General features: G+C 59.8%; 17 protein-coding genes. 6 read left to right on the top strand and 11 right to left on the bottom strand.

The features are described 5' to 3' along the window. Nucleotides 1–12: 12 nt before the first annotated feature. Genes FA85_RS21025 through FA85_RS14180 form a run of 4 tightly spaced genes read right to left on the bottom strand, consistent with a single transcriptional unit; the run spans nucleotide 13 to nucleotide 8,790 of the window. Nucleotides 13–5,424: a glycoside hydrolase family 99-like domain-containing protein gene (locus FA85_RS21025; RefSeq protein WP_051943947.1), complete on the bottom strand. Its 5,412-nt coding sequence runs from the start codon at nucleotides 5,422–5,424 to the stop codon at nucleotides 13–15. 10 nt (nucleotides 5,425–5,434) lie between these two features. Further along, entirely contained in the window at nucleotides 5,435–6,757 is a 1,323-nt protein-coding gene (locus tag FA85_RS14190) for an ABC transporter ATP-binding protein (protein WP_036115744.1), read from the bottom strand. Beyond that, complete coding sequence (locus FA85_RS14185) at nucleotides 6,747–7,598, bottom strand: ABC transporter permease (protein WP_079522856.1); 852 nt, start codon at nucleotides 7,596–7,598, stop codon at nucleotides 6,747–6,749. The genes FA85_RS14190 and FA85_RS14185 overlap by 11 nt, the downstream gene beginning before the upstream one ends. A 28-nt stretch (nucleotides 7,599–7,626) precedes the next feature. Next, on the bottom strand, nucleotides 7,627–8,790 hold the full coding sequence (locus FA85_RS14180) for a trans-sulfuration enzyme family protein (RefSeq protein ID WP_036115747.1): 1,164 nt from the start codon (nucleotides 8,788–8,790) through the stop codon (nucleotides 7,627–7,629). Nucleotides 8,791–8,984: 194 nt separating this feature from the next. Here FA85_RS14180 and rfbB point away from each other — a divergent pair, with 194 nt between their 5' ends. The 5 genes from rfbB to FA85_RS14155 are packed head-to-tail and all read left to right on the top strand — an operon-like array spanning nucleotide 8,985 to nucleotide 13,818. Continuing rightward, nucleotides 8,985–10,034 (top strand): dTDP-glucose 4,6-dehydratase, encoded by a 1,050-nt coding sequence (rfbB, locus tag FA85_RS14175; protein WP_036115750.1) that lies wholly within the window; start codon nucleotides 8,985–8,987, stop codon nucleotides 10,032–10,034. Beyond that, nucleotides 10,031–10,915 (top strand): glucose-1-phosphate thymidylyltransferase RfbA, encoded by an 885-nt coding sequence (rfbA, locus tag FA85_RS14170; protein ID WP_036115752.1) that lies wholly within the window; start codon nucleotides 10,031–10,033, stop codon nucleotides 10,913–10,915. Before rfbB ends, rfbA begins: the two co-directional genes overlap by 4 nt. Then, nucleotides 10,912–11,469 carry a dTDP-4-dehydrorhamnose 3,5-epimerase gene (gene rfbC, locus FA85_RS14165; RefSeq protein ID WP_036115755.1) on the top strand — a complete coding sequence of 186 codons (558 nt, stop codon included), beginning with the start codon at nucleotides 10,912–10,914 and terminating at the stop codon, nucleotides 11,467–11,469. Before rfbA ends, rfbC begins: the two co-directional genes overlap by 4 nt. Further along, on the top strand, nucleotides 11,466–12,398 hold the full coding sequence (gene rfbD, locus FA85_RS14160) for a dTDP-4-dehydrorhamnose reductase (RefSeq protein WP_036115758.1): 933 nt from the start codon (nucleotides 11,466–11,468) through the stop codon (nucleotides 12,396–12,398). The genes rfbC and rfbD overlap by 4 nt, the downstream gene beginning before the upstream one ends. Nucleotides 12,399–12,405: 7 nt before the next feature. Beyond that, nucleotides 12,406–13,818, top strand: coding sequence for a mannose-1-phosphate guanylyltransferase/mannose-6-phosphate isomerase (locus FA85_RS14155; protein WP_036115761.1), 1,413 nt, complete (start codon nucleotides 12,406–12,408; stop codon nucleotides 13,816–13,818). Between the two features lie 47 nt (nucleotides 13,819–13,865). Here FA85_RS14155 and FA85_RS14150 read toward each other — a convergent pair whose 3' ends face one another. From FA85_RS14150 to gmd, 3 genes are read right to left on the bottom strand one after another with little or no spacing between them, the layout of a single operon-like run. Continuing rightward, the gene (locus FA85_RS14150) at nucleotides 13,866–15,239 is read right to left on the bottom strand and encodes a phosphohexomutase domain-containing protein (RefSeq protein WP_051943949.1); all 1,374 of its coding nucleotides are present in this window, start codon (nucleotides 15,237–15,239) and stop codon (nucleotides 13,866–13,868) included. A 38-nt stretch (nucleotides 15,240–15,277) separates the two neighbouring features. Then, on the bottom strand, nucleotides 15,278–16,195 hold the full coding sequence (locus FA85_RS14145) for an NAD-dependent epimerase/dehydratase family protein (protein WP_036115767.1): 918 nt from the start codon (nucleotides 16,193–16,195) through the stop codon (nucleotides 15,278–15,280). Beyond that, on the bottom strand, nucleotides 16,179–17,213 hold the full coding sequence (gene gmd / locus FA85_RS14140; RefSeq protein ID WP_036115769.1) for a GDP-mannose 4,6-dehydratase: 1,035 nt from the start codon (nucleotides 17,211–17,213) through the stop codon (nucleotides 16,179–16,181). Before gmd ends, FA85_RS14145 begins: the two co-directional genes overlap by 17 nt. Before the next feature lie 207 nt (nucleotides 17,214–17,420). On the opposite strand from gmd, the gene FA85_RS14135 reads away from it, so the two are divergent. Next, on the top strand, nucleotides 17,421–18,878 hold the full coding sequence (locus FA85_RS14135; protein ID WP_156108795.1) for a hypothetical protein: 1,458 nt from the start codon (nucleotides 17,421–17,423) through the stop codon (nucleotides 18,876–18,878). Between the two features lie 141 nt (nucleotides 18,879–19,019). On the opposite strand, the gene FA85_RS22565 is transcribed toward FA85_RS14135, so the two are convergent. The 4 genes from FA85_RS22565 to FA85_RS14120 all read right to left on the bottom strand — a co-directional run bounded on the left by FA85_RS22565 (nucleotide 19,020) and on the right by FA85_RS14120 (nucleotide 22,953). After that, nucleotides 19,020–19,226: an LbetaH domain-containing protein gene (locus FA85_RS22565; RefSeq protein ID WP_081907578.1), complete on the bottom strand. Its 207-nt coding sequence runs from the start codon at nucleotides 19,224–19,226 to the stop codon at nucleotides 19,020–19,022. 72 nt (nucleotides 19,227–19,298) lie between these two features. Beyond that, entirely contained in the window at nucleotides 19,299–21,131 is a 1,833-nt protein-coding gene (gene glmS, locus FA85_RS14130) for a glutamine--fructose-6-phosphate transaminase (isomerizing) (RefSeq protein WP_036115774.1), read from the bottom strand. A gap of 15 nt (nucleotides 21,132–21,146) precedes the next feature. Further along, nucleotides 21,147–22,517 (bottom strand): pyridoxal-phosphate dependent enzyme, encoded by a 1,371-nt coding sequence (locus FA85_RS14125; RefSeq protein ID WP_036115776.1) that lies wholly within the window; start codon nucleotides 22,515–22,517, stop codon nucleotides 21,147–21,149. A gap of 208 nt (nucleotides 22,518–22,725) precedes the next feature. Then, nucleotides 22,726–22,953 carry an HP1242/YdcH family protein gene (locus FA85_RS14120; RefSeq protein ID WP_036115778.1) on the bottom strand — a complete coding sequence of 76 codons (228 nt, stop codon included), beginning with the start codon at nucleotides 22,951–22,953 and terminating at the stop codon, nucleotides 22,726–22,728. Nucleotides 22,954–23,056 lie beyond the last annotated feature (103 nt).

The following is a 23,056-nucleotide window of genomic DNA, read 5'->3' as shown; positions in this document are numbered from 1 at the left end:
GCATCCCGCCACTCAGGGACGGAAGTGCGCCAAGTCAGGTCGAGCCCCTAAGGTAGGGCTGGCTGGAGATGCCATGCCAAACTGCTGATACAGCCCCTCTGCGTACTGCCATGCACGCTCGGCTTGCCCAACGGGAACATCGAAACGGCTTCGGGCTATCTCTTGCACCCTGAGAATTTCTTGGAGGTGCGGCAGTTGATCCGACCCGAGCGTTATGCTTGCGGCATGCCGTCGATGGTGGTTCAGAGCCTTCGCCGTGAACGCGACGCGTCCTCCAGAGGCGACCAGCATGTAGGTGAGCCAATCCCCAGCGATCCTGAAAGACGCAATGTCTTCAATCTCCTGCTCGAGCACCTGCCGCACCGCTGTCGTACGGAAAACCACGGCGCTTACGTTTGGAATGGTGTTCTTGATTGACAGCGCAGTGGCAATTTCATCCGCCCCATCATTGACATAATCGGCTCGCCATCGATGACCGTCGACGTCGTTCGTATACCCAAGGTAGTCGTCCGCTATCACATGACCTCCATCATCAATCTGCCGGGACTGAGAAAAGGAGAGGACGACGCCCGGGTCACTGATCATCACCGGCAGGACTTCCTGAAGGAATCTCGGCTCGCACGCATCATCTGCCTCCGCGATCCAGAGATACTCACCCTGCGCGAGCTGGGCGCCACGCATCCACTGGCGAAAGACGGAGCCGCTATTAATCGTATTGGCAACGACAACAAATTCGGTGTCCAGGGTCGGACGCAGTCGGTCCAGAGCATCTATGCTGCCGTCCGTCGAACCATCGTCGAGCACGATCAACTCATAGACAGGTAGCGTCTGGGCGTCGATCGAACGAAGCCGCTCGCCTAGAAGATGCGCGTAGTTATAGTTCGGAACGACCGCACTAACCTTTGGAACCGGCAATCCGCATGCGTCCAGCAAGGTAAATACGTACCGTCGAAACGAGAATTCGGTTGCGACCAAGTGCATTCCAACGTCACCGAGGCGCTTAAGAAGCTTACCGTCCAGGAGCACATTCGCTACAGTGGAAGCCAATGAGCCCGATGTCTGCTCGTGGACCAACAATCCGCATCCACGACTCAGAATGTCTCTTGCTCCTCCCGAGGAAGCGAACGCCACCACCGGAAGTCCTACAGAAAGCGCCTCAAGCACGACGGAAGGAAACGGATCCTCTCGAGATGCAAGGACGTAGAGATCAGCTCCGGCGTAATAGTCCGCCGTATTAAAGTCCATCCCCACAAAATGAAAGTTATGTGAGAAGCCAGCGTCCGAGATCTTCGGTGTCAGCGATGCCAGGAGATTGTCATCGGCGTGTCCCACCCAAACGAATTGAACGTCATTCCGGGACGCTAGAATCTGCAACGCCGCCTCGACGAAGAGATCGGCGCCCTTGCGTAGATCGGCATAGCCAACAGACAGAACAACCTGATCACTGGAAGCAATACCGAGTTTCTCTCGTAAGTTCGCCCGAGGAATAGCCCGGTCCCGCATTCCGCGCCAGGGGCTTCGCGTAAAAAGGCCTTGCGGACGAATCTCCGAGGCCGTGTCTGGAACCTGAGCGAACTGAAGAAAGCCGTCGCGGACAACCTCGGAAGGAAACAGAACACGACGCGAAACAGCCGCGATGACTCTCGCATGCTCTTCCACATGGTATTGCCTGATGACGCCCGGCATTTCATGAACCAGGGTCGCGATTTCAATTCCAGCATCCGCCATAGCGCCGGCGAAGAGACCGGAAACGGTCGAATTTACTACGGCATGACTGGCCTTCGCCGCCAATCGATCAACAAGTTCCTTTGCCTCCGCACCATCCTGCGGCAGACCGGCCAGAAGATGCACGTCCCCGAATCTACAGAATTTCTCTATAAGAGGACCTTCTCCTAAACAAACGATGTCTAGCTGGACGTGAAAAACCTCGCGTAATTCTCGAGCGATATTTAATGTGAGGTACTGTGCGCCGTGCGGATGGGCGTCGTGCGTTACAAGAATCAGCCGCCTGGAAGGTCCTAAATCGCCATGCGCGCTTACCAATGCATCACGGGTAGCTTGCAGAAACGCGTAACCATAACGACGATCTGGTTCAAGGTGAGCACCTTCGGCCCACTCGTTCCAGGCATTAACGAAAACGATCTTTTCGCCTTCGACAGGATGCCTGCGCGCAAAGTCGAGCCCTTGGCGCAACCAACGTCCATAGCGCTCGGGCGTGGCTCCGTGAAAAAGATATCCGCGGCCGGGCTTCCGTGCTTCGTTATCCCACGAGGGAAAGACACCGCGGAACAGATTAAACCCTTCGTCTTCGACCTCTGCGGCTCTGTCGCAGATCGCTTCGTAGTCAATGACGGTACCCGCAAAATCCGAAGCCAACCCATCGATCTCGTCGTTGATCGCGGGGAGATTTCTTGCCAGTTTATGAGGTGGGAATTCAATCGCCGCATCGAAGCCGTACGTGCGAGGGTCGTCTACATCGAACTGGACCATACCCATGAAAATCTCGCCCACGCCAGCCTCGCGGCAATATTTGCGCCAACGCCCTACTGTCGCTGCCGCATCAGGCAGCACAGAGGGACGGTAGACCACAATTAGCGGCTTCCCATTTACGTGGATATAGCGCTTGTCACGAAGCAGGGGAATCAAGGCTTCGATAAAGGCAAGGTCGTCGGCTTCAGAATGAGCCTGGCCAATGAGAATCTCACCGTCCATACCATCCCAGCGTCGCGTCCAGTTTTCATTTGCCCAGCAGATGCAGAAAGGGAAATCGATATCACTTTCCAGAAACTGATTAACCGGCCGCTCGAGAAGACGACGCCCCCCGAACCAATAGTAGTGAAAGCAGAATCCGGCTATACCGTAGAGCTTGGCGAGATCAACCTGCTGACGCATCACGTCGATCAAACGCAGATCGTAGAACCCCAGCTCCCCCGGAAGCTGGGGCTGATGATGTCCCGGGTACTGAGGCCGGGCCTTGGTGACATTGGTCCATTCAGTGAAGCCACGCCCCCACCACGCGTCATTCTCAGCGATGGGATGAAACTGGGGTAGGTAGAACGCGATCAGGCGGACATCGATCTCCCACGGCCGAACCGGGGACGCAGCGATCGAAACGTACTCGTCGGCCGCAGGAGTCGAGACAACTCGTGCCTGTACAGACTCTGGGGGGAGGCTGCTGGTAGCTTCTTCAGCTTCAGGCTCTCCGACGCGTGATCGACCACTACGGAAGTGCTCGATGATATTAAGGATTGACTCCTTCAGGCGGCGCTTTCCCTCATGATTTCCAGGCATGGCGCGGAAGGCGGCACGGGCGGCACGCCCTGCCTCAATGCGAAGTCCACCGGGCTTCAGGGAGCGTCTCGCAATGCGAAGCGGAGCCATCAAGCGCCAGCTCTTTGACGATAAGACGGAAGCCAAATGCGACTGAAGCTCAACATACGAGTGCTGTGTCGCGGCATGCGCGTGATGCACGAACGCTATGTCGTGCCGTAAGGCGTCAATCTCATCAGAAAGCTCACAGCTCCGCCGCTGTTGCGCGTCTCGCTCGCAGGTTGCGGTTGCAAGCTCGGCGCGCAGAGAGCCCAGCTCGGCAGCAAGCTCCGCGTTTTCACGCTCTCGCAGCAGAACCAGACTTTCAAGTGCGCTCTCCTCCACGACTCCGCCAGCCTCGGTGAGATCGCTAAAGGCGCTGGCACGAGCCTCACTTGCGGCATCTATCACGAGCGAGGTCACATCGGGCATCACCGCCACTTCGAACGCACCGAAGTCACGCGATGTAAAGTCGGCGCTCACGCCGAAGGCTAGTTTCCTAAGGACGCCATCGAGCTCAACATAGCGCTCGATGTCAGCGGACGATATGCTCATACCCCGCGCAGCCAGGACGTCGAGCATCACCTCACGAATAAATCGGTGGCGCTTCAGTGCGGGGGCGGCAATCGCCGTTAGCGATGCCATCGCAACCGTGATAGCTCGATAGGCAAGGTAACCGTACTCGACCCCTGCCTTCCACTCCCATTCAAGATCAATGAAGTGCCAAGCACCTGACGCACTCCGCATCAGATTGCGCGGAAGGGCGTCGATCGCCCAATCCGGGAGCATCGAATGCACGTGGTGCGGGCCCCGCACCCCATGTGTCAGCAGCAGCTCATCGAGTGCCTCTTGCCACTCGCCGAGCCACTCAGCGACCTCCGCAATCCCCCAACCCTGCGCCGATACGATTCGCTCAAAGCGATCGCAATGATTGGCGCCCGGAATATATGGCTCATCGGCGATAACGAGCGATATTGGACGCATTTGCTCACTATGACTATCCGGCGCAAGCCTCGTTTTCTTGACATTAATGCCAGCTTCAGTCGGGACGAAATCGACCTGCTTGCAGTAGGGAGGCAAGCGCTCAGTTGAAAAGTGGTGCGCGATAGCACCCGATGTAGCCCACGCCGCCGGGACTGTTCCTTTTCGCGCAACAAAGAGGAACGAATTTGCGAGATCAGGAAGCAAGTGATTTCGACCAACCACACCCCATGCCTGCCCAAGCGAAAACAAGGGCGCATGGATCAACTGTGCGTCGGCTGCCACGCTCTGTCTGGCGAAAGCGGATGCGTCAAACGATGGGTAGGTGGAATCGTACGACCGGGGAAGCAATACCGATGTTGGGAGCTTATAATCGGGAAACGGCAGGGCCACTTCCACAGAACCGAACCCGGCCTCGGCTAGCAATCCTGATAGCTCGACGCGGCCGTACGTCGTCGCCGTGCCTTCGCCGTAGAGATCATTGATACCGAACATCGCCTTCGCGAGGTGATCTTCAGGCATGCCCGCGAGGTATTTAAGACCCAGCTGGTTCTCGATCGCAATGACAAGATGCCCGCCGTCGTTGAGGCTTTCGTACGCCTTCTTGAGCCACGTAAGCGCTGGGTTGGTACCTTTACCGAAAATCGAGGAGTACTCAAGCACGCCGATCAAGGTAACCGCGTCGAATTTCTCATCGACCACAAGGTCATCAAAGACTTCGTTGACGATGTTCACGTTTGGAAGATCCCTGCATCGCGACGCGGCGATGGCAGCCCGACGCGGACTCCCCTCAATACCAACGACATCGCCACCGAGCTCGCCAAGAAAGCGTGAAATAGCTCCACAACCCGAACCAATCTCCATCGTGGAGCCGGACAAAATGGAAGCCAGGGGCCTGAGCAGGTTGGCGCGCGTGGCACTCAGATGATATCGGGATGCCCAGTCCGTCTGAGCGGCTTTCAGTTCGTAAGAAAAGAGCGAAACATCGCCCGCCGCCGCAATAATGTCGTGAATCCGATTCTCGGTCTCATCACCATCAGAGTAGGCAAAAGCCTCCGGCTCGCCCTTTCGGAGCCAGAGATTCGAATGAAGATCATAACGCGCCGCCAACGATGCTCTCATTGTTTCTTTCATAATATTTTCTTCAGTTGGCCGACGGACGCATCTGGAGTTCCAGATTGCTGAATCCAACAAATGTGGATCCAAGCACATGCATATGGATCGCGTCATAGCGTCGATCGTGGGGAATTACTTCCGAACCGTCACGACTCGCTACACCAAGGGATATGAAGTAATCGCCCGCACCCATTGCGCAAGTGAAGTTGATATCGATGCGAACTGAAGTTCCGGATTCGCCAAGTAGAGGAATCTCATTCGAATCGAGCATCTCGGAGTTAGTGGCGTACACTGTCACCCCCTCTTTGTTTTTGATGGCGACACCGAGAATGGGGCGATGCACTGTCTGTTCAAACTCGATGGCAATTGCCAGGCTCGCGTGATCGCCTGTCGATACCGACGATGGGTTTTGAACGCCACCTACGTTCAACGAAAAATCGCGAATAAGTGCGCGTCGATCACCCCAACGGTATTCGTGCGCGTTGTAGTTGGGACGGGTAGAGAACGGATCAGAGTGCTCGTCGCCTTCGGAACTCATAAAGCCATCATGAGCACCATCTCCCTCGTCCGTCATGGACAAGGCGTCCGCTTCGACAGCAGGTTTATCCACTCCGAAAAGAAGATCGAGGTACTGATTTACAACGATCTTCGGTTCGCCATCAGACAAAACCACGCCGCCGTCGAGCAAGACGGCGCGGTCGCAATGAGTCACGATCTGCTCGGTCGAATGCGAAACGAAAAGAATTGTAGTACCTGCGTCGCGGAGGTTCTTCAGGCGCGCGAAACACTTCGCCTGAAACTTCGCGTCGCCCACGGCAAGTGCTTCGTCGACGATAAGTATGTCAGGTGTGACATTGCTCGCGACGGCAAACGCAAGGCGAACGTACATGCCGCTGGAATAGGTTTTGACCGGCTGGTCGATGAACTCTCCGATACCGGCGAATGACAGAATGTCTTCAAAGCGGTCATCGATCTCCACCTTCGACAGCCCGAGCAGGCTTCCGTTGAGGTACACATTTTCGCGACCGGTAAAATCCGGATTGAATCCTGCGCCGAGCTCGAGCAGTGCCGCAACACGGCCTTTAACTTCAAGTGAGCCCGTCGACGGAGCAAGGGTCCCACAGATAATTTGAAGTAACGTGGACTTACCGGATCCGTTGCGACCGATAATGCCCACGGTCTCGCCACGACCTACGTCGAAGGAGACGCCGCGGAGCGCATGAAACTGCCTGAACCAGCGATGCTTACGCGATGCGGGACTGAGCATCTGCATCAAGCGATGATGTGGCTTGTCGTAGATCGGAAAGGCCTTGGTGACCTGCTCGACAGAGATCGCCTTATCAGAGGACATCAGCGAATCCTCTTTGTGTCGAAGCAAACCACCCATAGCCTGCGTACATCACCGCAAGCGCGATGACTGCGTAGATTCCCAACCCTTGCCAATCCGGCATATGTTGCCAGAGGCAGACTTCACGGGCCTGATCGATGATAAACGTCAACGGATTGAGCTCGAACCAGCCGCGGTACGAGGCCGGCACCGAGGAAAGTGGGATCATCGCCGAAGACATGAAAAGGAGCGCGGTCGACATAACACCCGTGATCTGGCCGATATCGCGCAGGTACACCCCTAAGGCTGCAAGGGCCCACGCCACACCGAGCGAGAGCATCGCCAGCGGAAGGATCACAACGGGGAAGAAGATAATGGTCCATGCGATTGTGCCTTCCATGAATAGGCGAAGCAGCATGAAGACCATAAGATTCATGAACGCGTGGAAGAGTGCGGAAAGCAACATCGGCCACGGAAGAATCTGAAGGGGAAAGATTACTTTCTTCACGAAGTTGGGCTGTGAGACGACCAACGAGGGAGAACGCGTGAGGCACTCGGAAAAGAGCCCATGAACGATCAGCGCGACGAAAAGGATAATCGAGAAGTGAGTCTGTCCTCCCTCGACCTGCGGCCACTTGTTCTTCATGACAAAGCCGAAGGCGAAGGTATACACGCCAAGCACCAGGAAGGGGCTGATAAGAGCCCAAAGCAAGCCAAAGCTCGCACCGCGATAGCGGCCGAGAACGTCGCGTTTACTCAGTTCCCACACCAGTGATCGATGCCACAGCAAAGCTGAGAAGGGATTGAGGAGCGCGCGAAGTCGGGGTGACTTCTTTGCGTCTATTTGTGTTGAAAAGGCAGTCATGTTCACCATCGAAATCAAGAAGTGTCGGTCAACGCAGCGCCAGGCTGAGCTCGTGGCGAAGGTCTTCAACGTCTTCGACGCCGACAGAAAGGCGGATCAGGCTATCCGAGATGCCCAGGCGCTTCCGATTAGCGGGCGGAATGGAAGCATGGGTCATGATCGCGGGATGTTCGATCAGACTCTCGACGCCGCCGAGAGATTCAGCCAAAGCGAACAGTTGGCAACGCTCGAGCACGCGGCGAGCTTTGCTAAGACCGCCCTTTACCTCGACGGAAATAATTCCTCCGAATCCGTCCATCTGGCGACGCGCCAGTCCGTGCTGGGCATGGCTTTTCAGGCCTGGATAGATCACACGGCTTACCTGCGCATGCGCCTCGAGCCACTTCGCCAGATCCAGTGCGCTTTCGCAGTGCTGCCGCATGCGCAGATGTAGTGTTTTGAGACCACGCATGGCAAGAAAGGCGTCGAAGGGACCGGCGATCGCTCCAACCGAGTTCTGCAGGAAGGCCATCTGCTCCGCGAGTTCCGGGTTCGCGGCGACGACGATTCCACCCACGATATCGGAATGGCCGTTCAGATATTTGGTGGCGGAATGCAGGACGAGATCGGCTCCCCATTCGACAGGCCTTTGCAGCATGGGGGAGCAGAACGTGTTGTCCACAACGACGATCAGCCCATGCTTTTTCGCGAACGCATTGATCGCGCGAAGGTCGACGAGCTTCAGCATCGGGTTCGTGGGCGTTTCAACCCAGATCATCCGGGTGTTCGGCTTGACTGCAGCCTTCAGGGCGGCTGTGTCATTTAGGTCGACGAATGTGAAGTCCAGACCGGCACTCCGGCGCCGGACGCGCTCGAACAGCCTGTACGAGCCACCGTATAGGTCATCCATCGCGATGACGTGGCTACCGGAGTCGAGCAAGTCCAGCACGGTCGCGGCCGCGGCGAGGCCGGACGCAAATGCAAAACCGGCGACACCACCTTCCAGATCGGCGACACATCGCTCATATGCCATACGCGTCGGATTTTGGGTGCGTGAGTACTCGAAGCCCTGATGCTTGCCCGGGCTGGACTGAACATAGGTCGAGGTGGCGTAGATCGGAGTCATGATCGCGCCGGTACTGGGATCGGGGCTCTGGCCAGCATGGATGGCACGCGTGCCGAGGCCCAATTCCACCACTTTCTTGGAAGGCATTGATTTTCCTTGATTTATAAACCGGCATTCAGGTCAAAGTTACATTCGATCTGCTCCTGCCAGTGGGACATATTACACTTGGCAACCCGCTACGCCGGAAGACGAATTTACGGCGAACGGCTGGCGGCACAGTTTGAAACGGGCGCGATGCTGACCGGGTTCGCTTTTAGGTGACTCGAAATGAAAAGGACGGTATGAAAACTCTTCTTGTTACGGGCGGCGCCGGCTTTATCGGCGCCAATTTCGTGCTCCAGGCCGTGGCCGCAGGCGACCGCGTCATCAATCTCGACAAGCTGACGTATGCCGGGAATCTCCGAACACTCACCTCCCTGGAGGGAGACGAACGCCACGTCTTCGTTCACGGCGACATCGGCGACCGCGACCTGATCGCCCGCCTGCTGGCTGAACACCGCCCCGATGCGGTCGTCAACTTCGCCGCTGAAAGCCACGTCGACCGCTCCATCGACGGCCCGGCCGCCTTCATCGAAACCAACGTGGTCGGTACTCTGGGCCTGCTCGAATCCACCCGCGACTATTGGCGCGGACTGGACGAAGCCGCCGGCAAGGCATTCCGCTTCCTCCACGTGTCGACCGATGAGGTCTACGGCTCGCTCGGCGCGGAAGGGTTCTTCACGGAAACCACGCCATACGCACCGAATTCGCCCTACTCCGCCTCGAAGGCCGCGTCCGACCACCTGGTCCGCGCCTTCCACCACACGTACGGCCTGCCGGTCTTGACGACCAACTGCTCCAACAACTACGGCCCCTACCAGTTCCCGGAGAAGCTCATTCCGCTGGTCATTCAGAAGGCGCTGGCCGGTGAGGCCCTGCCTGTCTACGGCGATGGCCTCAACGTTCGCGACTGGCTTTACGTAGAAGATCACTGCAGCGCCATCCGTCGTGTCCTCGACGCGGGCCGCATAGGTGAGACATACAACGTCGGCGGCAACTCCGAGCGCGCGAACATCGCGGTCGTGAAGACCATCTGCGCGATCCTTGACGAGGTCGCCCCGCTGGCCGACGGCAAGCCGCATGAGGGCCTCATCACCTTTGTCCGGGACCGCCCGGGCCACGACCGTCGCTACGCGATTGATGCGAGCAAGCTGAAGGACGAACTCGGCTGGACGCCGGAACACACGTTCGAATCGGGCATCCGCGCCACGGTGCAGTGGTATCTCGATAACCGGCCGTGGGTCCAGGGCATCCTCGACGGCAGCTACCAGCTGGAGCGACTCGGCTCATGACGACCAAGGGCATCATTCTCGCCGGCGGTTCCGGCACCCGGCTCTATCCGATCACCAAAGCGGTCAGCAAGCAGCTGCTGCCGGTGTATGACAAGCCGATGATCTATTACCCGCTGGCGACCCTGATGCTGGCCGGCATCCGGGATGTCCTGGTGATCAACACCCCGCATGAGCAGGAGCTGTTCCAGCGCCTGCTAGGCGACGGAAGCCAGTGGGGCATCAACATCACCTACGCCGTGCAGCCCTCTCCGGATGGCCTCGCCCAGGCGTTCATCATCGGCAAGGACTTCATCGGCAACGATCCCAGCTGCCTGGTTCTGGGCGACAACATCTTCTACGGTGTCGGCCTGACCGAGCGCATGAAGCGTGCGGCCTCCCGCGAAAGCGGTGCCACCGTGTTCGGTTACTTTGTGAAGGACCCGGAACGCTATGGCGTGGCCGAATTCGATGCGAACGGCAAGGTCATTGGCCTGGAAGAGAAGCCGGTCAAGCCCAAGTCGAGCTATGCCGTCACCGGTCTGTATTTCTACGACAACCGGGCGGTCGACTATGCAGCCAATCTCAGGCCTTCGCCGCGCGGCGAGCTGGAGATCACCGACCTCAATCGTTGCTACCTCGACGACCAGTCGCTGCACCTCGAGCAGCTCGGACGTGGCTATGCGTGGCTGGACACGGGCACGCACGAGTCGTTGATGGAGGCTGGCGAATACATCCAGACGATCGAAAACCGCCAGGGCCTCAAGGTCTGCTGCCCGGAAGAGATCGCCTACGTCAACAAGTGGATCGACGCCGAGCAACTGCTCAGGCTCGCCGAGCCCCTCGCCAAGACCGGCTACGGCCAGTACCTCCAGAATCTGATCAAGCAAGGCTACGTCGGATGAAGTTCACCGAAACCTCCCTGCCCGGCTGCATCGTGATCGAACCTCAGGTCTTCGGTGACAGCCGTGGGTTCTTCTACGAAAGCTATAACGAAGCGAAGTACCGCGAAGCCGGCATCGACCGCCGCTTCGTTCAGTCCAATGTGTCGCGGTCGGCCCGTGGCGTGCTTCGCGGGCTTCACTATCAGTGGCCGAATCCCCAGGGCAAGCTGGTCAGCGTGCTTGAGGGCGAAGTCTATGACGTGGCCGTCGACATCCGTCGCGGCTCGCCCACGTTCGGCAAGTGGGCCGGTGTCATGCTCACGGCGGAGAACCATCGTCACTTCTGGATCCCGGAGGGCTTCGCGCACGGCTTTTGCGTCGTTTCCGAGCACGCCACCTTCTCCTATCAGTGCACCGACCTTTATAACGCGCAAGCCGACGGCGGCGTCCGCTGGGACGATCCCGCCATTGGCGTGGACTGGCCGATCTCGGAGCCGCTCCTTTCCGACAAGGACAGGAAGGCGCCGTTGCTGGCGGATATCGCCGAGGACCGCCTGCCGGAGTTCCGGCCGTGAAGATCCTGTTGCTCGGCGCCAACGGCCAGCTTGGCCAGACCTTCCTGAGTCAGGGCGGCCTCGCGAAGCGCGGCGAGCTCGCGGCCGCCTCGCGTGACGGCGTACTGACCGTCGCCGCGGCTCGCGGTGTCGTGGGTGACCTGGGTGACCTCAGCGCACTCGAAGCTCTGCTCGATGCGGAACGCCCCGATATCGTCGTCAATACCGCCGCCTATACGGCAGTGGACAAAGCGGAGAGCGACGAAGCCAACGCGACGCGCGTCAACGGTGAAGCGCTCGGCGTCATCGGTCACTGGGCCGCCCGTCAGGGCGCTCTGGTTGTCCACTATTCGACCGATTACGTGTTCCCCGGCGACGCGTCGACACCTTACGCCCCGGACGCGACCACAAGTCCGCAGGGCGCCTATGGCCGGAGCAAGCTTGCGGGGGAAGAAGCGCTCCGTAACAGCGACGCGGCTCACCTCATCCTGCGCACGGCGTGGGTCTACTCGGCCGTGGGTAACAATTTCCTCCGCACCATGCTCCGACTTGGCGCGGACCGGGACGAACTGCGGGTTGTCGCCGACCAGAGCGGCACGCCGACGACGACCACGCTGATCGTCGAGGGCACGCTGGCCGCCATCGACCGGTATCTGGCGGCATCGGAGACCGGGCGCAGGGCGTTGACGGGCACGTACCACTTGACCGCGTCGGGCCAGACCACATGGCACGGGTTCGCCGACGCCATTTTCGAGGGCGCCGCTGCCAGGGGCCTGCTCGCCAAACGGCCGACCGTTCACGCGATCCCCAGTAGCGAGTTCCCGACGCCTGCCAAACGCCCGGCCTATTCGGTGCTGGCCAACGCCAGTTTCGCCACCACCTTCGGATATCCCCTGGCCGACTGGCGCGATGGGCTTAACGCGACGCTCGATCAGCTTTCGAACCAGTGAGGCAAGTATGTTGATTCCTCTTATCCTCAGCGGTGGTAGCGGCACGCGCCTGTGGCCGATCTCGCGCCGTAACCTGCCCAAGCAGTTCTTATCGCTGGCAGGCAAGGAAACGCTGTTTCAACAGACACTCCTGCGTGCGGCTGCGCTCCCGGATGCGGCCGCCCCGATTGTGGTCGCCAGCGACGAGCAGCGTTTCCTCGCCGCGGAGCAGCTGCAGGAACTGCACATCGTCGATGCAAACATCCTGCTCGAGCCCGTGGCCCGCAACACGGCGCCCGCGATCGCGGTCGGCGCCCTCCAGGCCATCGAACGCGATGCGGACGCTCTTATCCTGGTCCTGCCCGCCGACCATCTGATCGGTGACACCGACGCCTTCACGAATTCGGTGGCCCGTGCCCGGTCTCTTGCCGAACAGGGCTGGCTGGTAACCTTCGGGATCCGGCCGGACCGCGCGGAAACCGGCTTCGGCTACATCCGTCGTGGCGACGGACTCGAAGGCGATACCTTCCGCGTCGCCGAGTTCGTCGAGAAGCCAAAGCTCGAAGTGGCCGAGGGCTATCTGGCCAGCGGAGAATACGACTGGAACTCGGGCATGTTCCTGTTTCAGGCGTCGCGCTATCTCGACGAGTTGCAACAGCATGCTCCCGCCATGCTCGACGCAGCGAAGGCCGCCTTCGCCAGGGCCAACACCGACCTCGACTTCATTCGCCTGGATACAGAGGCATTCGCCGCCGCCCCCAGCGATTCCATCGACTATGCCGTCATGGAAAAGACCGCACGAGCGGCCGTCGTGCCCGTCGGCTGTGGGTGGAGCGATATCGGCTCATGGGACGCATTGTGGATGGCCGCCGAGAAAGATGCCGACGGCAATCACTTCGAAGGCGACGTCATTGCGCTCGACACGAAGGGATCGCTCATTCGGTCGCATGATCGCCACCTGGTGGCGACGATCGGGCTCGAGGACGTCGTGGTCGTGACGACGCCGGATGCGACGCTCGTCGCGCGACGGGATGCTTCCCAGGACGTGAAGAAGATCGTCGAGCAACTGAAGGCTGCCGGCCGCAGCGAGCATGATCTTCACCGCGTGGTGCGTCGCCCCTGGGGAAGCTACGACTCACTGGAGTCGGGCGACCGTTTTCAGGTCAAACGCATTGTGGTCAAACCCGGTGCCGCGCTCAGCCTGCAGATGCACCACCACCGTGCCGAGCACTGGATCGTGGTCAAGGGCGTTGCGGAAGTAACTTGCGACGATAAGGTATTCCTGCTGGCGGAGAACCAGAGTACCTATCTGCCGCTGGGCAGCCGCCACCGTCTGCGCAACCCGGGCAAAGTGCCGGTTGAGTTGATCGAAGTACAGTCGGGCGCCTATCTGGGCGAAGACGATATCGTCAGGTTCGACGACGTTTACGGTCGCGCCTGATACCGTCTCAATCGCAGTAAAGAACGAGGGGCCGCGGGGCCCCTTTTTCATTGCCCGATCAACGACGAAATTTCCGCGGTGCGCGACCGCATAAGTGCAGCGTCGCCACGCGCCTCCACGTTCAGACGGAGCAACGGCTCGGTATTCGACGACCGCAGATTGAACCGCCAGTCGCCAAAGTCGGCGCTGATGCCATCCACGCGATCGATGGCCGGCTGCATGTCGTCATAAAACGCCATGACCCGCGCGACCGTCTCGGCGGCATTCGCGACAACAAAGTTGACCTCGCCGCTGCAGGGATAGGCCGCCATGCGTTTTGCCAACATCTGGGCGAGACTCACGCCACTCCGGGACACCCGCTCCGCGACGAGCAACCACGGAATCATCCCCGAGTCGCAATAGGCGAACTCGCGAAAATAGTGATGGGCACTCATCTCACCGCCGTAGATTGCATCCTCGGCGCGCATACGCTCCTTGATGAAGGCATGGCCCGTCTTGCTCTCGATCGGTACGCCCCCCGCTTGCGTCACCATGTCGATGGTGTTCCAGGTCAAGCGGGGATCGTGGATGATCTTTGCTCCGGGATGCTTCTCCAGAAGCTGTGCGGCGAGCAGGCCGACGACGTAATAGCCCTCTATGAAGGTGCCGCGGGCATCGAACAGGAAGCACCGATCGAAGTCGCCGTCCCATGCGATACCGAAATCCGCTCCGTGAGTCACCACCGCGTGCGCCGTCGCATCACGATTCTCCGGAAGCAGAGGATTGGGAATACCGTTCGGGAAGGTGCCGTCCGGTTCGTGGTTCACCCGGATGAACTCAAAAGGCAGGTGCGCATCGAGCAAGTCGATGATGCCTCCCGCTCCGCCATTCCCGGCATTTACGACGATCTTCAACGGCGCCAAAGCCGCCACGTCGATATAGCCGAGCAAATGAGCGATGTATGCGGACTTATCGTGGTCATGATCCACGGCACCGCGAGATGTCGCACCCTCGCCGAAAGTATTTTCCTCGACCATCCGCTCGATATCGCGCAGGCCAGTATCTCCGCTGATGGGACGAGCACCCTCGCGAACCAGCTTCATCCCGTTGTAGTCGATCGGATTATGGCTCGCCGTCACCATGATCCCGCCGGCGACGTTGCGATGAAAGGTCTGGAAGTAGACCTCTTCCGTGCCACACAAGCCGATATCGATCGCGTCGCGCCCCTCGTCGTTCAGGCCACGAACAACGGCGGCGGCAAGCGTCGGGCTGTCCAGCCGGATGTCGTAACCGACCACAACCTGTCCGGGGCCCACGGTCCGGGCGAACGCGCGGCCAACCCGGTAGGCGACGTCCTCATTCAGCTCGTCGGGAACCCGACCGCGAATGTCGTAGGCTTTGAAGCACTTCATGGGGCATGTCCGGGAAGGATCGAGCCCCATTTTCACCGAGGACGCCGCTGGCCTCAAGGAATCGGGAATTAGGCGGGGGCGCGACCGTCGTGGAGCATCCACGCCAACGTCGAGCGCAAGGGGATGACGTCCAACGGACCGATAAGCTGGCGCAATAGGCGATTGTCACCCGTCAGCCGCGCCACTTCGTTCCCGCGGACGAAGGCGGGATTGACCTTGATCTCGATCTCGTACCCTGCCAGTTCCTGCATCATGTCGATCACCTCCAGCAGGGAGACCGATACGCCGGAACACAGGTTCACTGTCCCGCCCGCCGCGTCAGCAGAGAGCAGGCGAACGTACGCATCGGCGACGAAGCGGACGTCCTGGAAATCGCGCGCGACGTCGATATTGCCTAGCTCGATCAGTCGCTCACCGCGCCGGAAGTGATCGACGATTTTGGGAAGGAGGAAATTTTCCGACTGGCCCACACCCGTGTAATTGAATGGTCGCGCCAGGACGATAGGCAGTCGGTTCGTCCAGAGTTTCGCCATGTATTCCATAGCGAGCTTGCTGACCGCATAGTCATTGGCCGGCGCAGGCTCTACGGATTCGTCGAGCAACTCGACCGGATTGTTGCCATACACATTCGCACTACTGGCCAGCAGAACCGAGCGAGGGCGTTCCGGTAAGGACGCCAACGCCTCAAGCAGATGACGCGTACCGACCACGTTCGTGCGATAGATCGCATCGACATCACCGTGCGCGACGAAGGCGATCGCCGCCAGGTGAATCACCGCGTCCGGGCGAGCGAGTGCAACGGTCTTCTCGACACCGGCACGATCCAGCAGATCGACAGGTGACGATGAAAGCTGGTCCGGCGTCTCAGTCAGGGCCACGACTTCATGCCCCGCCTGGGTCAGGGCCGCCGTTACGTAGCGCCCGGTAAAGCCGGCATGACCGGTGACCAGTACCCGGAGCGGCTGGAGGTCAGTACGAGGCGTCACGTTCGTTCCGACGCAGGTCGGCCTCGACCATCATGCGACACAGGTCCTCGAGGGTCGTCTCGGCCTTCCAGCCAAGCTTATCGAATGCCTTGCCGGCATCACCGATCAGCATGTCGACCTCCGCCGGACGGTAGAACTTCGGATTGACCCGAACCAGCGTCTTTCCCGTCGCATGACAGGTGCCCGTCTCGCCCTCGTCCTTGCCGCTCCATTCGATCTGGATACCGACGGCTGTGAACGCCAGGGTGACGAAGTCACGTACCGTCACCGTGCGATTGGTGGAAAGCACGAAGGTGTCCGGTTCGTCGGCCTGCAGCATCCGCCACATGCCCTCGACGTATTCTTTCGCGAAGCCCCAATCACGCTGGGCATCGAGGTTACCCAGTTCCAGGACATCCAACTTGCCGAGTTTGATCTTCGCGACGGCGTCGGTGATCTTGCGCGTCACGAACTCACGCCCGCGCAACGGCGACTCGTGATTGAACAGGATGCCGCTGGAACCAAAAATACCGTACGACTCGCGGTAGTTGACCGTCATCCAGTGCGCGTAAAGCTTGGCCACGCCATAAGGACTGCGCGGGTAAAACGGCGTGTCCTCGCGTTGCGGTACGGCCTGCACCTTGCCGAACATCTCCGACGTCGACGCCTGATAGAAGCGGATCTTCGGGTTGATGATGCGAATGGCTTCCAGCATGTGCAACGCACCGATGCCCGTGATCGCCGCCGTGGTGGCGGGTTGATCGAACGAAACACCCACGTAGCTCTGAGCTGCCAGGTTGTAGACCTCCGTGGCACCGGTCTGCTGAAGCAGACGGATCGCGGAGCCCCCATCGGTCAGGTCGAACTCGACCAGATGGAGGTTCGGGTGATTCTGGATACCCAGTTCTTCAATACGCCAGAAATTGACCGAACTGGTGCGCCGGTAGGTGCCGTAGACGCGGTAGCCCTTGGCGAGCAGCAGCTCAGCCAGATAGGCGCCATCTTGTCCGGAGATACCGGTGATCAGTGCTGTCTTCATGGAGTCCAAACAGGTTAAATGATTGATTTTACTAAAACTCGGCGACCGAACACGGTCATGCTGGACGCCATCATCGCATCGATGGTTGTCAGCGACCAAGGCCGCAGCCGATGGCCGGCACCGCCGCAACTCACCCCCTTCGATCTTCGGGCTCGGTAAGCATTGAAGGCTGTCGTAAGCATAGGTACATTTGCGCGGCTACCCGGGATGTTCGTCTATACCAATCAAGGAAAAGATATGGCGTACAGGAAAATTCGCTCGCTCGCTGCGCCCGTAATCGCTTACCTCTTGGCAGGACAAGCCATCGCTACGGCGCCACTTCCTAGCGGCTCATTCGCGATGCTCGATTCATCCAAGGGGTGCCCCGTCGGCACTCCAAACGCCGCGACGTGTTATTTGACGCGCCCAGATCAGGCGCTAAAGGTCATTCAGAACCTGCAGCGAGCAGGCGTCGAATACTTCATGATCCCTTCCGCGCTTCCAGAGGAAGCCGAAGTAATAGCCGACGCAATCGACGCGAAATCTGCGAAGTTCCTGACCTATGAGCGATGGTCCTTCGAAGCAGCGGTTGGAGCCGACGGCACGTTCGATTGTGCGACGTACACCTCCGAGAGAATTGAAAAATTCCTAATCCCCTTGAAGGTGAGCCACCCTACATCATTCGTTGGATTGCAGTTAAAGGATGAGCCGTCACGCCCTGATCATGCAAACTTAGGTGCTCTTGCCGCCTGCGTGCGTAAGGTACCGGCGTTAGCCGACTTGAAGGTATTCGTAAATCTTCTCCCGGCTAACGCAAACGATGCTGCACTAAATGGTTCTGGCCCGGATAATGGCGTAGCGGGAGCCATTGAACCGGAAGCTTATGGCGTGAGCTGCGCGACGAACTCCATTTCGGACCGGACTAAGCTCGTGGCGATGACAGATCGCTACACACATTACGTCACGTCAGCACTCGACGCGATAAAGCCAGACTACGTTGCCTTCGACTTGTACCCCTTCAACGCGAAGCTACGAACTTGCTCAGTTGCACGGGAGCAGCTCATGACTGCCAACATGAGCGTAATCGCTCAGCAGGCAAATGCGCGGGGCATTGTTCCCATTGCATACCTACAGAACTACCAGTTGAGCGTTCCGAACGGTTCACCCGACAGCCCGGAGCACGCATCTTTTCGCGATCTCCGTTGGTATGCCGCTTTCTTTTATGCGTTCGGTGGACGAGGAACAGCGAACTTCCTGAGCCATGATCAAGGCCAGAACTTCGGCATGTTGGACGCGAACAACGAACCGAGAGATATCGCCATCGAACAGGAAAGCGTTTTCGGATTCACCCATCAAGTGCAAGACGCTCTCAGGGGATACGACTACGTCGACTTCGTTGCACCTTGGCTTGGAGTAACCAGCGGATCGATGGTCGGCTGGCTGCCTTCCGAAAACATCATGGCAAGCGAGTTCGCCAGTCAGAGTGGCGGGAGCGACATCGTCATATTCGTGACTAGGCCTAACGGCACAGTGTCATCAGTGCCGACCGGCCTCAACAAGTGGCGGACCAAAATCGAGAGACTTAACTTTGGATCCGGCCTATGGGAGACCGTAGGTCAGAGCACCAATGCGATCACTGTCGACTTCGGCGATCTTCCCGCTGCCGTATATCGATTGACCGACTGATCATTCGCGAAACCGATCAGGTGTGGCCGCGGATGCAACCAGATCCCCGGTCACACTGCATTCTATCCGAGTACTCGAGAAAGGTGACGTCACGCTCGTCGACCGCGAAACCTTGAGATAACGGCGGGGACTGCCCCTCCCTCAAGCCGCGTAGCCAGTGATTCGTGCCAGTGACCGCATCACGATCCCCCTAGCCGGAACATCGTGCGTCACCACGGCGCCAGCACCCACCGTGGCCCGTTCGCCGATCTCAATACCAGGCAGGATGGTTGCCTCACTCTCAATCGAGGCCCCTCGCCGTACATGTGTTTGCGAGAAAGCATCTGGCCTCACCCGCGACCGCTGCATACGAGACGCGGGTCCGGGCGCCGAGCTTCAGCGCTTGGACGTCGGCCGTCGCGTGAATCGACGGCGCATCACTCATTCCACGGTCACCGACTTGGCCAGGTTACGCGGCTGATCCACATCCGTCCCGCGCATGACAGCCACGTGGTACGCAAGCAGCTGCATCGGAATGGTAAACACGGCCGGCGCGATCAGATCGCCACCGCCGTCGACACGCACCGTCGCGATGTTGTCCTGCGAATCCTCGTCCAGCTCCGCGCGCTCGTCGGCGAAGACGATCAGCTCACCACCACGTGCGCGAACTTCCTGCAGGTTGGACTTCAGCTTGTCCAACAGCGGACCATTCGGGGCCACGGCCACGATCGGCATATTTTCGTCGACCAGCGCCAACGGGCCGTGCTTCAGTTCGCCCGCCGGATAAGCCTCGGCGTGGATGTACGAGATTTCCTTCAGCTTGAGCGAGCCTTCGAGTGCCACCGGGAACTGCGCACCACGCCCCAGGAACAGCGCATGCTGCTTGGCCACGAAGTGGTCGGCGATCGTGACGATCTCCGGCTCACTTTTCAGCGCATTCTCAATATAGCGCGGCAGCGACTGCAATTCCTTGCAGTGCTCGAGGTACTTTGCGTTGTCGAGTCCACGACGACGACCGAGATCCAGCGCCAGCAGCGCGAACGCGGTGAGCTGGGTGGTAAAAGCCTTGGTGGAGGCTACGCCGATCTCCGGGCCCGCTCGCGTCATCAGACGCAGATCGGACTCACGCACGACGGACGACTCGGGCACGTTGCAGATGGCGAACGTAGCGAGATAACCGCGACGACGCGATTCACGCATGGCCGCCAGGGTATCGGCGGTTTCGCCCGACTGGGAGACGGCGACGAACAGCGTGTTCTCGGGCACGACGACATCGCGGTAGCGGTATTCGCTGGCCACTTCGACGACGACCGGGATACGGGCGAATTCCTCGATCCAGTACTTGGCGACCATACCGGCGTGGTAGCTCGTACCGCAGGCCACGATATGGATGGCGTGCGTCTTGTCGAGGATCGGGTCGGCGTCGATGCCGAAGATATTGGGCAACACCCCGTGCGGACCGATGCGCCCTTCGAGCGTGTCGGCCACGGCACGCGGCTGCTCGAAGATCTCCTTCTGCATGTAGTGGCGGTATTCGCCGCGCTCGACTGAGTCGGCACTGATCTCGCTCTCGTGCGCGGTGCGGTCGACGCGCTTGCCGTCGAGATCGAACACCTCGACGGTTTCACGGGTGATCTCGACGACGTCGTCTTCCTCGAGGTACATCATCCGGTTGGTGACCTTGATCAGCGCCTGCGCGTCCGATCCGAGGAAGTGCTCACCGATGCCGATGCCGACCAGCAGCGGGCAGCCGCGGCGGGCACCGACGATGCGCTCGGGCTCGTCCAGGCTCATCACCGCGATGGCGTAGGCGCCTTCGAGTTCGCGCACGGCGGCGGTAACCGCTTCGCGCAGCGGCTTGCCGGCCTGCACGTGCTCATCGATGACCGCGCCCATCACTTCCGTATCGGTCTCGGAATGGAAGGTACGACCCTTCGCCTTCAGACCTTCACGCAGCGACGCGTAGTTCTCGATGATGCCGTTGTGCACGATAGCGATCCGGCCCTGTACGTGCGGATGCGCGTTCTTTTCGCTGGGCACGCCGTGCGTGGCCCAGCGCGTGTGTGCGATGCCAGTGCCACCGGGGACGGGATCGGCGTCGTACAGCGCTTCCATCTCGCGAACCTTGCCCTTCGCACGCACCCGGCGAATCTCGCCGGCGTCCGCGATGGCCATGCCCGCGGAATCGTAGCCGCGATACTCGAGGGCTTTGAGGCCAGCGATCAGAATGGGTGCGATATCACGCTGGGCGACAGCGGCGACGATTCCACACATGGTTCAGAATCCTTATCAGTTAACTTTGCGGCGCAGGTAGTTGAGCAGGTCGATCCGGGTGATCAGACCGAGGAACTGGTCGCCGTCGACGACGATGGCCACGTGCCCCTTCTCGAACACGGGCAAGAGTGCCTCGATCGGCTCCCGGACCTGGAGCATTTCCGGCGAAGCGATCATCGCGGTGGACACGGGGTCGCGGAACTTCGCCTCGTCGGCATGCACGTGAAGCAGCACGTCCGATTCGTCGAGGATGCCGACAATACGGTCGCCTTCCATCACGGGAAGCTGCGAGACGTCGTAGAGCTTCATGCGGTTATAGGCGGTCACGAGCATGTCGTCCGGCTTGATCACGACCGTATCGCGCTGGGCATACGGACGCAGGATCAGATCGCGCAGGTCGTTGTAGCGCTCGCGTTCCAGGAAGCCGTTGTCCAGCATCCAGTAGTCGTTGTACATCTTCGACAGGTATTTGTTGCCGGTATCGCAGACCAGCGTGACCACGCGCTTGGGCGTGGTCTGTTCGCGGCAGTATTTCAGCGCGGCGGCGAGCAGCGTGCCGGTGGAGGAGCCGCCGAGGACCCCCTCCTTCGCCAGCAGTTCGCGCGCGGCCAGGAAGCTTTCCTTGTCGGTGATGGCGAATGCCTTCTCGACGAGCGAGAAGTCGCTGATCGATGGCAGGAAATCTTCACCGATGCCTTCGACCATCCAGCTGCCGGACTTCTCCGAGAGGGTCCCCTCGTTGATGTACTCGGCAAGGATGGAGCCCACCGGATCCGCGAGGATGATCCGCGTGTTCGGCGAGTGCTCTTTCAGATAGGCGGTCAGGCCGCTCATGGTGCCGGACGAGCCACAGCCGACCACGATGGCGTCGACCTTGCCGTCCATCTGCGCGAGGATTTCCGGCCCCGTCGTCTGCACGTGCGCGAGCGGGTTGTCCGGGTTGCCGAACTGGTTGATGAAGTACGCGCCCGGGGTTTCGCGCGCGATGCGCTCCGCCATGTCCTGGTAGTACTCCGGATGTCCCTTGGCGACATCCGAACGGGTCAGCACCACTTCCGCACCCATCGCCTTGAGGTTGAAGATCTTTTCCCGGCTCATCTTGTCCGGCACGACCAGCACGAGCCGGTAGCCCTTCTGTTGGGCGACCAGAGCCAGGCCGAGACCAGTATTGCCGGCGGTACCTTCCACGAGGGTGTCGCCCGGCTTGATCTTGCCGGCGCGCTCGGCGCCTTCGATCATCGACATGCCGATACGGTCCTTGACGGATCCGCCCGGGTTGGCGCTCTCAAGCTTGAGAAAGAGCTCGCACGGGCCCGCGTCCAGGCGCTGGGCGCGCACCATCGGGGTATGACCGATCAGGTCGAGGACGCTGTCATGAACACTCATTGAAACTCCAATCGTCTGGAACGGCGCGGCCCCTGCGACCTCGCCCTATGGGCGCACATCATAAAGGGTGTGCCCGTGAACGGATGCCCGGCTGATCGGCGGAGGCGAAAGGGCGTAGGGGAGGGTCGCGCGCAGGGCGCGCTCCTACACATGCAAAACGGGCACCTTTCGGCGCCCGTCGGTCAATTAATGAACTGATTGTGGGTGGTCAGTGTGGCGACTGTTGCCACCTATCCCACATTCGTTGGAGCTTTTCCTTCGCCTGCAGCTTTTCCCTCTTGAGGCCCACAAGGCTTGCGTCGTCGATAGGCAGACAGCCGATATTGGCGTCATGCAACTTGGTATCGAGTTCCTGGTGGCGATAGAAGAGACGACGGGTTTCCGCACTGGCGTGGATGAACTTGTCGACGTCGTCGCGCTGCTGGTTTTCGAACATTGCAAACTCCTCGCGGTGGGATCGGCCCGATGCGCGGGCAGGTCGTGAGGGGAGCCATGCGGGCTAGTTCTTCGCATGCTCCGGCAGGACCGGCACCCTGAAT

The organism is Luteibacter mycovicinus, from assembly GCF_000745235.1.
In the GTDB taxonomy this organism is placed as follows: Bacteria; Pseudomonadota; Gammaproteobacteria; order Xanthomonadales; family Rhodanobacteraceae; genus Luteibacter; species Luteibacter mycovicinus.
This window is presented reverse-complemented; position numbering and strand designations above follow the sequence as displayed.